This is a genomic window from Spirillospora sp. NPDC049024, assembly GCF_040649235.1.
GTDB lineage: Bacteria > Actinomycetota > Actinomycetes > Streptosporangiales > Streptosporangiaceae > Spirillospora.
The window spans coordinates 25,456-38,657 of record NZ_JBEZFD010000001.1; the positions used below are offsets into that span (position 1 = coordinate 25,456).

General features: G+C 73.8%; 11 protein-coding genes. 4 read left to right on the forward strand and 7 right to left on the reverse strand.

What is annotated here, in order from left to right; all coding sequences use genetic code 11:
* The first annotated feature begins 70 nt into the window (after positions 1–70).
* Positions 71–1,090 carry a terpene synthase family protein gene (locus tag AB0C21_RS00115; protein WP_500201916.1) on the forward strand — a complete coding sequence of 340 codons (1,020 nt, stop codon included), beginning with the start codon at positions 71–73 and terminating at the stop codon, positions 1,088–1,090.
* Here the strand turns inward: AB0C21_RS00115 and AB0C21_RS00120 are convergent.
* Positions 1,030–2,055 (reverse strand): ArsR/SmtB family transcription factor, encoded by a 1,026-nt coding sequence (locus tag AB0C21_RS00120; protein WP_500201917.1) that lies wholly within the window; start codon positions 2,053–2,055, stop codon positions 1,030–1,032. The two genes, AB0C21_RS00115 and AB0C21_RS00120, sit on opposite strands and share 61 nt — an antisense overlap.
* 55 nt (positions 2,056–2,110) lie before the next feature.
* Between AB0C21_RS00120 and AB0C21_RS00125 the strand changes: the two genes are divergently transcribed.
* On the forward strand, positions 2,111–3,370 hold the full coding sequence (locus tag AB0C21_RS00125) for an MDR family MFS transporter (protein ID WP_500201918.1): 1,260 nt from the start codon (positions 2,111–2,113) through the stop codon (positions 3,368–3,370).
* A 32-nt stretch (positions 3,371–3,402) separates the two neighbouring features.
* Complete coding sequence (locus AB0C21_RS00130) at positions 3,403–5,193, forward strand: NAD+ synthase (protein WP_500201919.1); 1,791 nt, start codon at positions 3,403–3,405, stop codon at positions 5,191–5,193.
* Between the two features lie 196 nt (positions 5,194–5,389).
* Here AB0C21_RS00130 and AB0C21_RS00135 read toward each other — a convergent pair whose 3' ends face one another.
* The 3 genes from AB0C21_RS00135 to AB0C21_RS00145 form a co-directional block, all read right to left on the reverse strand.
* Entirely contained in the window at positions 5,390–7,522 is a 2,133-nt protein-coding gene (locus AB0C21_RS00135; RefSeq protein WP_500201920.1) for a SpoIIE family protein phosphatase, read from the reverse strand.
* 86 nt (positions 7,523–7,608) lie between these two features.
* Entirely contained in the window at positions 7,609–8,238 is a 630-nt protein-coding gene (locus AB0C21_RS00140) for a TetR/AcrR family transcriptional regulator (RefSeq protein ID WP_500201921.1), read from the reverse strand.
* A gap of 29 nt (positions 8,239–8,267) precedes the next feature.
* Positions 8,268–9,839: an MFS transporter gene (locus tag AB0C21_RS00145; protein ID WP_500201922.1), complete on the reverse strand. Its 1,572-nt coding sequence runs from the start codon at positions 9,837–9,839 to the stop codon at positions 8,268–8,270.
* Positions 9,840–9,992: 153 nt separating this feature from the next.
* On the opposite strand from AB0C21_RS00145, the gene panB reads away from it, so the two are divergent.
* Positions 9,993–10,844: a 3-methyl-2-oxobutanoate hydroxymethyltransferase gene (panB, locus tag AB0C21_RS00150; RefSeq protein WP_500201923.1), complete on the forward strand. Its 852-nt coding sequence runs from the start codon at positions 9,993–9,995 to the stop codon at positions 10,842–10,844.
* A gap of 95 nt (positions 10,845–10,939) precedes the next feature.
* Here panB and AB0C21_RS00155 read toward each other — a convergent pair whose 3' ends face one another.
* The 3 genes from AB0C21_RS00155 to AB0C21_RS00165 form a co-directional block, all read right to left on the reverse strand.
* A complete protein-coding gene (locus AB0C21_RS00155; protein ID WP_235036563.1) occupies positions 10,940–11,677 on the reverse strand; it encodes a hypothetical protein in 738 nt (245 codons plus the stop codon).
* 10 nt (positions 11,678–11,687) lie between these two features.
* Entirely contained in the window at positions 11,688–12,008 is a 321-nt protein-coding gene (locus AB0C21_RS00160) for a hypothetical protein (RefSeq protein WP_149257482.1), read from the reverse strand.
* A gap of 77 nt (positions 12,009–12,085) precedes the next feature.
* On the reverse strand, positions 12,086–13,171 hold the full coding sequence (locus tag AB0C21_RS00165) for a potassium channel family protein (protein WP_500201924.1): 1,086 nt from the start codon (positions 13,169–13,171) through the stop codon (positions 12,086–12,088).
* Between the last annotated feature and the right edge of the window lie 31 nt (positions 13,172–13,202).

The following is a 13,202-nucleotide window of genomic DNA, read 5'->3' on the forward strand; positions in this document are numbered from 1 at the left end:
ATCCGTTTCCCGGAAATTGACGTGGCGATCATGGGCGGCCGCCGCACTGATCGTTAGCGTGGGTCGCGTCGTGGACATCTCACTTCTTCTCTCGATGACCGACCGGGTGACCGCCCTGGCCACGCCGTCGGCCATGCACCCGGAGTCGTGGCAGCTGTGCGCGCAGGTCGAGGCCTGGGCCCGCGGCCGCGGACTGGTGCTCGGAGATCCGGACACCTCCCCGCTCGGCCGGGCCCGCTGCGAACGGCTCGCCGCCCGCGTCCTGCCGTCCGCCGACCTCGCCGCCGTGGACCTGTTCGCCCGCTGGCTCACCTGGACGCTGGCCCTGGACGACACGCTGGACCACACGCCCCTCGCCGACAGCGGCAGCGCCGTCCACGCGCTCTACGACGACCTGCTGCGCGCGATGCGGCGCGGCCACGCCCGGCCCGGCGCCCGCCCGCTGGAGGCGGTGCTGGTGGAGCTGTGGCAGGCCACGTCCAAGGGGATGAGCCGCGACTGGCGCCGCCGCTTCATGCTGCACCTGGAGGCGCACCGGGACGGCTGCGCCGAGGAGGCGGTCAACCGGCGGATCGGGCACGTCCCGACCGAGGCGGAGTACCCGGCGCTGCGCCGCCGGGCGTGCGGCCCGTTCCTGTTCGACCTCATCGAGGCCGTCCTCGGCGTCGAACTGCCCGCGCGGCTGCTGCGCACGCCCCGGTGGAAGACCCTCGCCGACGGCGTCGCCGACGCGGTGGCCTGGGCCAACGACCTCGCCTCGCACGACATGGAGGCCGCGCGCGGCGACGTCCACGACCTGCCGTCGGTCCTCGCCGGGGAGCACGGGCTGGACGCGGCGCGCGCGGCCGCCCTGGTGGCCGACCGGATCGCGGACCGGCTGGAGGAGGCGTGGTCGGCGGCGCGCAGCCTGCCCGCGATGCTCGACCGGCTGGACCTCACGGTCGCGCAGCGCGCCGCCGCCGCGCAGGTCGTCAAGGTCCTGCTCGACACGCCGCGCGCGCACATGGACTGGCTCGCCGAGTCCGGCCGCTACGGGCCGGACGCCTCCCCGGCGCCGCCGCGCCTGGACGCGCTCGCGTCGCTGCGCTGAGCGCCGGCGAGGGCGTCCCCGGCCGGCGTGCGGACGTACAGGACCCGGCGGCCCATGCGGTGCCCGGTGACGAGGCCGCAGGCGCGCAGCACGCCGAGATGCTGGCTGACAGCCCCCGCGGTCACCCCCGTCCGCCTCGCAAGGTCGGTGGTTGAGGCGGGCGTGGCGAGCGCCGTGAGCAGTTCGGCCCGGCGGCGCCCCATGAGCGCGGCCAGGGCGCCGGCGCGCGGCCCGTCCGCCGGCCCGGTCTCCCAGAGCGTCGCGACGCCGCGCGGCGGGTAGCTGAGCATCGGCTGGTAGGGCGGCACCATCACCGAGACCTGCGGCCACACGAACGCGCTCGGGACGAGCAGGATCCCGCGCCCGGCCAGCTCCCCGCGGAAGTCCCAGGGGCGGTCGACGGTGAGCGTCCCGGCGCGCCAGGAGACGGCCTCGTGCAGGTCGGCGAACACGCCCGCGGCGCCCTCGGCGGCGAGCGCGCCGCTGCGGCGCAGGACGTCCCCCTCCAGGAGGTCGCGGACGCGCGGCCAGAACGGCTCCACGGCGGCCTCCCAGTACCGTTCGAGGAGGTCGGCGAGCGTCTCCAGGGCGCGGACGGGATCGGCGGCCATGGCGCGGCGGGCGGGAGCGAGCCGCCTGCCGTGCCCGGTCCAGGTCAGCTCCGCGGCGACGACCTCGGGCGGGGTGGCGCGCACGGCCGCGAGCTCCGCGCCGAGGTCGGGCAGCGGCGTGTCCGGGGGCGGGGTGAGGAAGTCGGGGATGTACCCGGCGGGCGAGACGACCTCCAGCAGCGGCTCGATGCCGAGCCCGCGCAGCCGGGGCCGGACCCTGCGCACCCACGGCAGGTGGAGCGCGTGGCCGGACGGGTCGGCGAGCACCCGCACGCTGCGCACCATCTCCCACAGCGGTGAGAACGCGAACCGGACCCGCGCCACGTCGTCCGGCGCGAGGACGAACTCGATCATTTAGCCCAGACTAAATAAATGTCTCGGCACGCGCGAGGCCCCCACCATCGTGAAAGTGACCACTCTGGAAGAGACTCCTGTCGGTCCAGCGCCCGGCAGGTTCGCGGCGTTCCTGCGCCCCCGTGTCGGCGGCTTCCCCCGGACCTACTGGGTGCTGTGGGCGGGCACCCTGCTCAACCGGCTCGGGACCATGGTCGAGCCGTTCCTCGGCCTCTACCTGACGACCGTGCGCGGGCTGTCGCTGGCCCAGGCCGGTGTGGCGATGGCCGTCCTGGGCGCGGGCTCGCTCGTCGGGCAGCTCGCGGGCGGCGCGCTCGCCGACCGCTTCGGCCGCCGCGTGACGCTGACGTCCGCGACCGTCGGCACCGGCGCGGCCATGCTCGCGCTCGGCTACGCCCAGGGCCTCGCCGCGATCCTCGCGGCGGCGCTGGTGCTCGGCCTGCTGCTGGACATGTACCGGCCCGCCGCGCAGGCGATGGTGGCCGACATCATCTCCCCCGCCGACCGCCCGCGCGCGTTCGGGCTGCTGTTCTGGGCGGTCAACCTCGGCTGGGCGGTCGCCATGGTGCTCGGCGGGACGCTAGCGCAGGAGGGCTTCCTCTGGCTGTTCTGGATCGACGCCCTCACCTGCGCGGCCTTCGGGCTGCTCGTGTGGCGGGCGGTCCCCGAGACGCGCGTCCGGGACGTCCACGCGGGCCCGGCGGGCGGGTTCGGCCGGGTGCTGCGCGACCGGGTGATGGTCGGCTACGTGCTGGTCACCCTCGTCTACACGTTCGTGCTCATGCAGGGCATGACGACCATGCCGCTCGCCATGAAGGAGGACGGGCTCGGCCCGCGGTCCTACGGCCTGGCGATCGCCGCGAACGGCGTGCTGATCGTCATCGTCCAGCCGCTGGTGAACGCGTGGCTCGCCCGGCGCGACCACACCCTGGTCCTGGTGGCGGGGTTCGCGCTGGTCGGAGTCGGCTACGGGCTCACCTCGCTCGCCTCGTCGGTGGCCGCCTACACCGCGACGATCCTGGTGTGGACGCTGGGGGAGATCACCGCCGCGTCCGTCCTGCAGGCCGTGGTCGCCGACCTCGCGCCCGCGTCCCTGCGCGGCCGGTACGGCGGCCTGTACGGGATGGCGTGGTCGGGCGGCTTCCTCCTGGCGCCGCTCGGCGGCACCCAGCTGCTCGGTGCCGGCGGCGGCCCCGCACTGTGGCTGACCTGCGGGGGTCTCGCCCTCGCGGCCGCCGCGGCGCAGCTCGCGCTCGGCCCCGCGATCCGGCGGCGGCACGCCGCCGTGCTCGACGCCCACTTCTCGTCAGAATGACGAAACCGGGCCGGGGGTTCTACCCTTGGACCGTGGCACAACTCAGGATCGCTCTCGCACAGGTGAACTCGACCGTCGGCGACCTCGACGGCAACGCCGACCAGATCGTGGCGTGGACGCGCCGCGCCGCCGAGGCGGGCGCGCACCTCGTCGCATTCCCGGAGATGATGCTGACCGGCTATCCCGTGGAGGACCTCGCGCTCCGCACGTCCTTCGTCGAGGCGTCCCGCGACGTCCTCGAACGCCTCGCCCGCCGGCTCGCCGACGAGGGCCTCGGCGACCTGCCCGTCGTCACCGGTTACCTCGACTGCCCGCCCGTCGGCGAGGGCAAGGCCCGGCGACCCGGCGCCCTTCCGCTGAACGCCGCCGCATGGCTGCACGGCGGCGAGGTGGTCGTCCGCTCCGCCAAGCACCACCTGCCCAACTACGGCGTGTTCGACGAGTACCGGATCTTCGCGCGCGGCGACCGGCTGCCGGTCGTCCGGGTGCACGGCGTCGACGTCGCCACCGTCATCTGCGAGGACCTCTGGCAGGACGGCGGCCCGGTCGGCGTCACCCGGGCCACCGGCGCCGGCCTGCTGCTGGCGGTCAACGCCTCCCCCTACGAGCGCAACAAGGACGACGTCCGCCTCGAACTGTGCGCCGACCGCGCCCGCGAGGCCGGCTGCGCGCTCGCCTACGTCAACCTGGTCGGCGGCCAGGACGAGCTCGTCTTCGACGGCGACTCCGTCATCGTCGGCCCGGACGGCTCCCCCCTGGCCCGCGCCCCCCAGTTCGTCGAGCACCTCCTCGTCGCCGACCTCGACCTGCCCGCCGCCGGCCCCGCCGCCGACGAGGGCCCCACCCGCGTCGACGCGCACGACGGCACCACGATCACGATCGAGCGGCGCGTGCTGTCCGCCGACCCGCTGCCCGCCTACCCCGCGGAGCCGCCGGCGGTCGCGCGGCCCCTGGAGGACCTCGCCGAGGTGTACGCGGCGCTCGTCCTCGGCACCCGCGACTACGTCCGCAAGAACGGCTTCCGCTCCGTCGTCCTCGGCCTGTCCGGCGGCATCGACTCCGCCCTCGTCGCCACCATCGCCTCCGACGCCATCGGCCCGGAGAACGTGCACGCCGTCCTGCTGCCGAGCCGCTACTCCTCCGAGGGCTCCGTCGTGGACGCCGAGGAGCTCGTGAAGCGGCAGGGGATCAACTCGCGCATCGTCCCCATCCCCGGAATGGTCGAGGCGTTCGAGGAGCAGCTCGACCTCCACGGCCTCGCCGAGGAGAACCTCCAGGCCCGCATCCGCGCCAACGTCTGGATGGCCCTGTCCAACGAGCACGGCCACCTCGTCCTCACCGGCGGCAACAAGAGCGAGCTCGCGACCGGCTACTCCACCCTCTACGGCGACTCCGCGGGCGGCTTCGGCCCCATCAAGGACGTCTTCAAGCTCACCGTCTGGGAGCTCGCCCGCTGGCGCAACACCCAGGTGGGCGCGGACTCGCCGCTCCTGCACCCCTTCGAGCAGGAGCCCATTCCCGAGGCGATCATCGTCAAGGAGCCGTCCGCCGAGCTGCGCCCGGACCAGCGCGACCGCGACACCCTCCCCGAGTACGCCCTCCTCGACCCGGTCCTGGCCGACTACGTCGAACGCGACATGGGCCGCGACGCCCTCGTCGCCGCCGGCCACGACCCCGCCCTGGTCGAACGCGCCATCCGCCTCGTCGACATCGCCGAGTACAAGCGCCGCCAGTACCCGCCCGGCCCCAAGATCACCCCGAAGAACTTCGGCCGCGACCGCCGCCTCCCCATCACCAACCGCTGGAAGGAGAAGCCGTCTTAGCCCAGGAGTAGCGACCCCAACCTGAGCCAGGGCGCGGGTCGGGTGGCCGGAAGGCGCTCTGGCGCCTGGAGGTCGCCCGACCCGCCGAGCCGGGCGACCGCAGCGCCACGCAACAAACCTGCACGGGCACAGGAACCGCACCCGGGGCGTGAGGATCGCCCGGCTCGCAACGGGGGGTAAGGGGGGTCGCCCCCCTTTATTCTCTGTGGTGGAGTTCGCCGGGCCAGGCCTCTTCGGGCCAGGCGGGGACCTGTTCTGAGGCGTCGGGGTCTACGCCGGGGACGATCTGCTCGCACCAGACGACCTTGCCGGCGGCGGTGCGGCGGCTGCCCCAGCGGTGGGCCAGCTGGCTGACCACCAGCAGGCCGCGGCCGTTCTCGTCGTCGTCCTCGGCGCGGCGGAGGCGCGGCAGGGCGGCGGAGCGGTCGAGGACCTCCACGACGAGGGTGCGCTCCAGCAGGAGGCGCAGCTCGATCGCGCCGGGGGCGTAGCGGAGCGCGTTGGTGATGAGCTCGGACGCCAGCAGCTCGGTGGTGTAGTCGAGGTCCTCCAGGTCCCATTCCGCCAGGCGGGCGCGGACGAGGCCGCGGGCGCGGCGGACGGCGGCCGGGTCGGCGGGCAGCGTCCAGGAGGAGTAGCGGTCGGCCGGGAGGCGGCGCAGCCGGGCGATCAGGACGGCGATGTCGTCGCGGTGCTGGTCGGCGTAGACGCCCGCGAGGGTGGTCTTGGCGAGGTCCTCCATGGAGCGGTCGACCGAGTCGCGCCCGAAGATCTTCTGGAGGCGGGCGAGGCCGTCGTCGATGTCGCGGCCCCGGTTCTCGACGAGGCCGTCGGTGTAGATGACGAAGAGGCTGCCGTCCTCGACGGTGAACTCGCGGCTCTCGATGGCGGCGCCGCCCGCGACGCCGAGCGGCGGGGCGGGTGGGACCTTCAGGTACTCGTTGTCGCCGGTGGGGCTCGCAAGCAGCGGCGGCAGGTGCCCGGCCGAGGCGATCTCGATGGTGCCGGTGGTCGCGTCGTAGACCGCGTACACGCAGGTGGCGAAGTGCGGCTCCTGCTCGCCCAGCTCGATCATCAGCTCGTGCATGACGTGCAGGGCGTCGGCGGGCGGCAGTTCCAGGTTCGCGAGCGTGTGCAGGGCGGTGCGCAGCCGGCCCATGGTGACGGCGGCGCGGACGCCGTGCCCGGCGACGTCGCCGACGATCAGGGCGACGCGGGCGCCGGGCAGCGCGATCGACTCGTACCAGTCGCCGCCGACCTCGACGAGCTTGCTCCCCGGCAGGTAGCGGTGCCGGACCTCGACGGAGGACGGCGCGGACAGGCGCAGCGGCAGCAGGCTGCGCTGCAGCGCGAGCGCGGTGGCCCGCTCGCGGCTGTAGCGCCGGGCGTTGTCGATGACGATGGCGGCGCGGGCGGCGAACTCCATGCCGATCTCGACGTCGTAGGCGTCGAACTTGCGGAACCCGGGGATGCGGGTGCAGGCGATGAAGCCGAGCAGCGTGTCGCTGGCGATCATGGGCAGCAGCACCATCGACACGTTGGACAGCAGCTCGCCCGCCGGGCCGCGCCGCCACCGCCGGGCGATCTCGCTCGCGGCGTCCACCTCGATGTGCGGCAGGTGGACGGGCCGCGCGGTCTCCATCACCTGCCGGTACGGGGTGCCCTCGGGGAAGACGAGCACCTCGCCGACGGGGAACGTGGAGGTCCAGGCCGGGTTGCCGTCGTCGGAGGTGACCGCGATGCGGCGCAGCACCGCCGAGCCGGACTCGGTGTGCACCTCGTCGGCGGCGACCAGGCTCTCCAGGACCAGCACGGAGGCGGCGTTGCAGAAGTGCGGGACGACGACGTCGACGAGGCCGCGGGCGGACTGGTCGAGGTCGAGGGTCGCGCCGAACCGGGTGAGCGGGTCGTCCATCAGGGCGCGCCGCATGAGGGCCGGGTCCTGGTAGCGCTCGCTCGGCGGCAGCTCGACCCGGACGAACAGCAGCGCGGAGGGCGCCGTGCCCGGGCCGCCGCCGAGCATCGGCTGCACGGTGACCAGGGCGTCGGCGGACGCGCCGCCGTCGCCGCGCAGCACGCCCATCACGCCGTTGCGCTCCTGGCCGGCGTCGTTGGCCTCCAGCAGCGTCTCGAGCTCGGCCTTCGCCTCGTCGCCCACCAGGTCGGTGGCCGGGCGGCCGATCAGGTCCTCGGGGGCACGGCCGAGGACGGCCTTGGCGTTGGGGCCGCACTGCACGATTCGCCGGGCACCGTCGATGCCCAGGACAAGGGTCCGGGACGCCGAATCGGTGGCGGGGGCATCGCCTCGCGGCGCCATGACGGATCTCACGTGACGCGCTCCAGACAGCCGGTCGTCTCACCACTACCCAGCGACAGTATGGGGCATGACGCAGCGGTAAGGGGAGAAGATCGCGCTTACCGCGCCGAAAACCGCTCGTCGTCCGCTTCCGGACGGCCTTCGCGGGCGCTCCCGATGCCCTCGAAGAGGGTGTCGACGACCGCCTCGGCGTACCCCTCGGGGAACGTCTCCTGCGGCCGCTTGGCGGTCAGCGAGCCGAGCAGCAGCGACATCGCGACCTCGACGTCGAGGCCGGCGCGCAGCTCCCCCGAGTCGACCCCGCGCTGGATCACCCTGCGGACGACGTCGCGCCGCGGCTCGATGACGTCCTGCCGGTAGCGGGCGTACAGCTCCGGGTGCTTCTCCGCGCCGCCGACGACGTTCCAGAAGCACCGGGAGTAGCGGCGGTGCCGGTCGCCCGCGAGGCGCCGCGCGATCGCGGTGAGGTCCTCGCGGACGGACGCGCCGGACGGCTCGGGCAGCGGCTCCTTCACGGCGCCGAGCGCGTGCACGATCAGCGCCTCCTTGCTGGGCCAGCGCCGGTAGATCGTCGTCTTGCCGACGCCGGCGCGGGCGGCGACCGCCTCGATGGAGACGCCCGCCACCCCCGACTCCTCGGCCAGCAGGTCCAGGGTGGCCTCGATGATGGCCTTCTCGGCGCGCTCGCTGCGAGGCCGCCCCGCGTGCCGCCGCTCGGTCCCGGTCATGATGCCCTCACCCTGCCACACCGGCCCCGTCACACGGCTGCCTTCTCCGGCCGCCGCTCGGCCGGCGCCGGCGCCTGCTCGGGCGTCGCCGCGGCACCGCGTCCCGGCATCCACTTCAGGACGACCAGGGCGCCGAGGAAGGAGATCACGGCCGCGGCGACGGACGCGGCGTGCATGGCGTGCACGAAGGCGGCGTCGGCGGGGCCGACCAGGCCCTGGCCGGCGGGGCCCATCTGGGCGGCGACGGCGTGCGCGCCCTCGATCGACTCGGCGGCGGCCTGCCGCGCGCCCGCGGGCAGCGCGGCGAGCTCGTCGCGCAGGTCGCCGCGGTAGACGGAGGCGACGACGGAGCCGAGCACGGCCACGCCCATCGCGACCGCGACCTGGCGGGCGGTGTTGTTGATGGCCGATCCGGCGCCGGCCTTCTCGCGCGGCAGCGCGGACATGACCGACTCGGTGGCGGGCGGCATCACGTTGGCCATCCCGACGCCCTGCACGAAGAAGATCGCGCCGAGGATCCACATGGAGGTGTGGACGCCGACGAACTGGTAGCTCGCCAGCGCGGCGGAGACCAGCAGCAGCCCGGCGGTGCAGACCGCCTTGGCGCCGTAGCGGCGGACCATCGCGGCGCTGCGCGGCGCGAAGGCGAGCTGGGCGACCGCGAACGGCAGCACCATGGCGCCGGACTGGAGCGGCGTCAGGCCGCGCACCGACTGCATGTAGAAGTTGGCGAAGAAGAACACGCCGGTCGCGGCGAAGAAGCACAGCGCGATGGACGCGACGGCGGCCGACATCCGCGCGTCCTTGAACAGCCGGACGTCGAAGGCAGGGGACGCGGTGCGGGCCTCGTGCCACACGAACAGCGCGAGGAAGGCGGCGCCGGCGAGGATCGGGCCGAGCACGGGGAACTGGAGCCAGTCGCCCTTCTCGCCGCCCTGGATGATCCCGTACGAAAGGACGACCAGGCCGATCACCGACAGCACCACGCCGACCGGGTCGAGGCGGCCGGGGGCGGGGTTGCGCGACTCGGGGACCAGGAACGCCATCAGGAGGACGCCGACCGCGATGACCGGCACGTTGATGAGGAAGACCGAGCCCCACCAGAAGTGGGCGAGCAGCAGGCCGCCGGTGAGCGGGCCGATGGCGACGCCGAGGCCGACCGCGCCGGCCCAGATGCCGATGGCGCGGGCGCGCTCGTGCGGCTCGAAGACGTTGGTGATGATCGACAGCGTCTGCGGCATGACCGCGGCGCCGCCGAGGCCCATCAGGGCGCGGGCGTAGATGAGCTGCTCGGGCGACTGTGCGTAGGCCGAGGCCAGCGAGGCGAGGGCGAACACCGCCATGCCGCCGACGAGCACGCGCTTGCGGCCGATCCGGTCGCCGACCACCCCGAAGGTGAACAGCAGGCCGGCGAAGACGAGCGTGTAGGAGTTGATCGCCCACTCGAGCTGGCTCTGGGTGGCGCCCAGGCCCTTGTCGGGGTCGGCGATGGTCTTGAGCGCGACGTTCAGGATGGTGTTGTCGAGCACCACCACCAGCAGGCTCATGGTCAGGACGCCGAGGATGTACCACCGGCGCCGCTGGATCGTCTGGGGGTCCATGTCGATACGCAACGGTATCGTTTCGGAATCTCTTCCCGGTCCGGCGAAGAAATTTTCGGAATGGGGAGGGGTACCCGAATCGTTGGTCAGGTGGCACCATCGATTCCGTCTGGGTACGCCACAGTGGCGCCTCAAGACCAGCGGAGGTTCTGCATGTCTTCTTCCGTCGCATCCCCGGCGCAGCCGACCGCACTCTACGGCGGTACGAGCGGGCGCAGGGTCACCGTACGCGACATCGCCGCGGCCAAGGAGCGGCACGAGAAGTGGCCGATGCTCACCGCCTACGACGCGCTCACCGCGCGGATCTTCGACGAGGCCGGCATCCCCGTGCTGCTCGTCGGCGACTCCGCCGCGATGGTCGTCTACGGCTACGACTCGACCATCCCCGTCACCGTGGACGACCTGATCCCGCTCACCGCGGCCGTCGTCCGCGGCTCCAAGCGCGCCATGGTCGTCGCCGACCTGCCGTTCGGCTCGTACCAGACGGGCGTCGCCGAGGCGCTGACGACCGCCACCCGGTTCCTCAAGGAGACCGGCGCCCACGCCGTCAAGCTGGAGGGCGGGCGCCGGGTCCTCCCGCAGGCCGAGGCGATGGTGGCGGCCGGCATCCCGGTGATGGGCCACCTCGGCCTCACCCCGCAGTCGGTGAACGCCTTCGGCGGCTACCGGGTGCAGGGCCGCGGCCAGGACGGCGACGAGCTGATGGCCGACGCCAAGGCCCTGGAGGCCGCGGGAGCGTTCTCCGTCGTCCTCGAATGCGTCCCCGAGGACCTCGCCGCCCGCGTCACCGCGTCCCTGTCCATCCCGACGATCGGCATCGGCGGCGGCGGCCGGACCGACGCGCAGGTCCTCGTCTGGCAGGACATGGCCGGGCTCACCCCGCGCACCGCGAAGTTCGTCAAGAAGTTCGCCGACATGAACACCCTGCTCGGCGAGGCGGCCCGCGCCTACGCCGACGAGGTCGTGGGCGGAGTCTTCCCAGGGCCCGAGCACACCTACCACTAGCCCGCGCGAGCCTCAGCGCCGAACGGGCCCACCCCCACACGGCCGCGCCGTCACCGGCGCGGCCGTGTGCCGTTCCCTGCGCGGTGTGACGTTCGCTACTGGTCGGGGTCGGAGCGGACCGGCTCGGGACGGGGCCGCCCGCCCTCGTGGACCTGGCCGTCGCGCGGCGGCGGGACGCGGCGCGGGGCCGCGTCGTCCGCCGTGATCTCGTCGCGGAGCGTCTCCACGGCGGAGCGCAGCACGTCGGGGCCGGCGACGTTCATCAGCAGCAGCCCCAGGTTGAGGGCCATCTGACCGTCGGTCATCTCGCTGCCGGCGAGGGCGTCCACGGCCGTGCGCAGGTCGGCCTGGTCCTCGGCGGGCACGTTCTGCAGCAGGCCGAGGCAGTACGTCGGCAGCGCCAGCCGCGCCTTGGCGAACGAGACGCCCCGCATGATCTCGCCCGCCTCGTGCGCGCGGGTCTTGGCCTGCATCCGGTCGACGCCCCGGTCGGCGGCGGCCAGCAGCGAGGTCAGCAGGGTGCTCGGCCCGACCGCGACGTCCTCGTCGCCGACCCGGACGGTGAACACCGCGCTGCGGAACACCATCATCGAGCCGAGGCTCGCCACGAGCACCTGCGTCGCCTCCGCGACGTGGGCGGACTGGACGCCGAAGCGCCAGTCGAAGGTGTGCAGGAGCAGCAGCGAGCCCGCGCCCGCTCCCCCGTTGATCAGCACGTACGCCCAGGTGCTCGGCACCCGGACCAGCGTGGTGGGCCGGTCCCGGTACCGGCTGACCAGCTCGGCGATGCCGACGAGGCAGCTCAGCGAGACGGCGACGACGTATCCGATCATCGGGCCGCGGTCACTCGCCGGTCAGCCGGACGACCTCGTCGATCTCCCGCTCCACCGCGACCAGGCCGCGCTCGCGGAGCGTGTCGACGGCGCTCGCGACCTCCAGCAGCCCGAGCCGGGTCGCGTGGTGGATCTGCTCCAGCGACATCGGGCCGTTGGCCGCCCGCAACTGGGCGAGCACGCGGCGACACGCGTCCTCCGCGCCGGGTTCGATGTAGCCGGCGACGCCGGGCTCCCCGGCGGGGGCGGCCCCGGGCGCCCGCACCGCGTCGTTCCGCCCGGAAGGGGCCAGGAACGCGCTCCACGGGTCTGCCGACCGGTTCTCTCTCATCTCCACCCTGCCTGTCGCCACTCCGATGGTATGTCAGGAGTAGGACGCGGCGCAGGGCGAAACCGCTCCCGCCCGCGTCAGGAAGTCCGCTCCCCCGGGTCGTCCGGAGCGTCGGACCCGTCGGGCCCGGACGGGCCGCGGCGCCGGCCGAGGGACCGCGCCACGATCAGCAGGTCGCCCGGTTCGAGGACGGCGCAGCGGACGTCGTCGAACGGCAGCAGCCGGCCGCCGCGGACCACCGCGAGCGCCGGGTCGCCGACCGCGCCGAGCGGACGGCCGACCTCCTCCGGGAGGACCTCGCGCTCCACCAGGTCGAGGCCGCTCCCCTGGTCCAGCAGGTCCTCGATGACCTCGCCGACGTTCGGCTGCGTGGTGGAGACCCCGAGCAGCCGGCCCGCCGCCTCCGACGAGGTCACCACGTGGTCGGCGCCCGACTGCCGCAGCAGCGGGGCGTTCTCCGACTCGCGCACCGCCGCCTGGATGCCGGCGCGCGGGTTGAGCTGCCGGGCGGTCAGGGTGATCAGCACGGCGGTGTCGTCGCGGGCGCTCGCCACCACGATCTCGCGGGCGCGCTGGACGGACGCCTGCTTCAGCACCGAGCTGCGGGTCGCGTCCCCGACGATGCCGACGAACCCCGCCTCGGCGGCCTCGGCCACCACCCGCGGGTCCGGGTCCACGACCACGATCGACTCGGGCGGCACCCCGGTGCTCAGCAGGGTCCTTATGGCGCTCCGGCCCTTCGTGCCGTAACCGGCCACCACGACGTGGTCGCGCACGCGTGCCCTCCAGCGGGACTTTCGCCAGTCGTCGCGGGTGCGCTCCGCCAGCACCTCGAGGGTCGTGCCCACGAGGACGATGAGGAACAGCACCCGCACGGGCGTGATGAAGACGATGTTGACGAACCTCGCGCCGTCGCTGACCGGGGTGATGTCTCCGTACCCGGTCGTCGACATGGTCACCGAGGCGTAGTAGAAGGCGTCCAGCAGCGACAGCCGCCCGCCGCCGCTGTCACGGTATCCGTCGCGGTCGAGGTACACGACGGCCACGACGAGGAACAGCAGGACGAGCGCCAGCCCGACCCGCTTCGCCACCGCGCGCAGCGGCCCCGTCCTGGACGACGGCAGCATGACGAGCGGCCGCCGCGCGGCGTCCGCGCCGTTCATTCCGGCATCATCCTGGCACCGTACCGGTCCG

What these genes read in the sequence shown, in the direction of transcription:
- AB0C21_RS00120 (WP_500201917.1), bottom strand. Translation starts at nt 2,055, where the DNA reads ATGATCGAGTTCGTCCTCGCGCCGGACGACGTGGCGCGGGTCCGGTTC.
- AB0C21_RS00140 (WP_500201921.1), bottom strand. Translation starts at nt 8,238, where the DNA reads ATGACCGGGACCGAGCGGCGGCACGCGGGGCGGCCTCGCAGCGAGCGC.
- AB0C21_RS00145 (WP_500201922.1), bottom strand. Translation starts at nt 9,839, where the DNA reads ATGGACCCCCAGACGATCCAGCGGCGCCGGTGGTACATCCTCGGCGTC.
- panB (WP_500201923.1), top strand. Translation starts at nt 9,993, where the DNA reads ATGTCTTCTTCCGTCGCATCCCCGGCGCAGCCGACCGCACTCTACGGC.
- AB0C21_RS00155 (WP_235036563.1), bottom strand. Translation starts at nt 11,677, where the DNA reads ATGATCGGATACGTCGTCGCCGTCTCGCTGAGCTGCCTCGTCGGCATC.
- AB0C21_RS00160 (WP_149257482.1), bottom strand. Translation starts at nt 12,008, where the DNA reads ATGAGAGAGAACCGGTCGGCAGACCCGTGGAGCGCGTTCCTGGCCCCT.
- AB0C21_RS00165 (WP_500201924.1), bottom strand. Translation starts at nt 13,171, where the DNA reads ATGAACGGCGCGGACGCCGCGCGGCGGCCGCTCGTCATGCTGCCGTCG.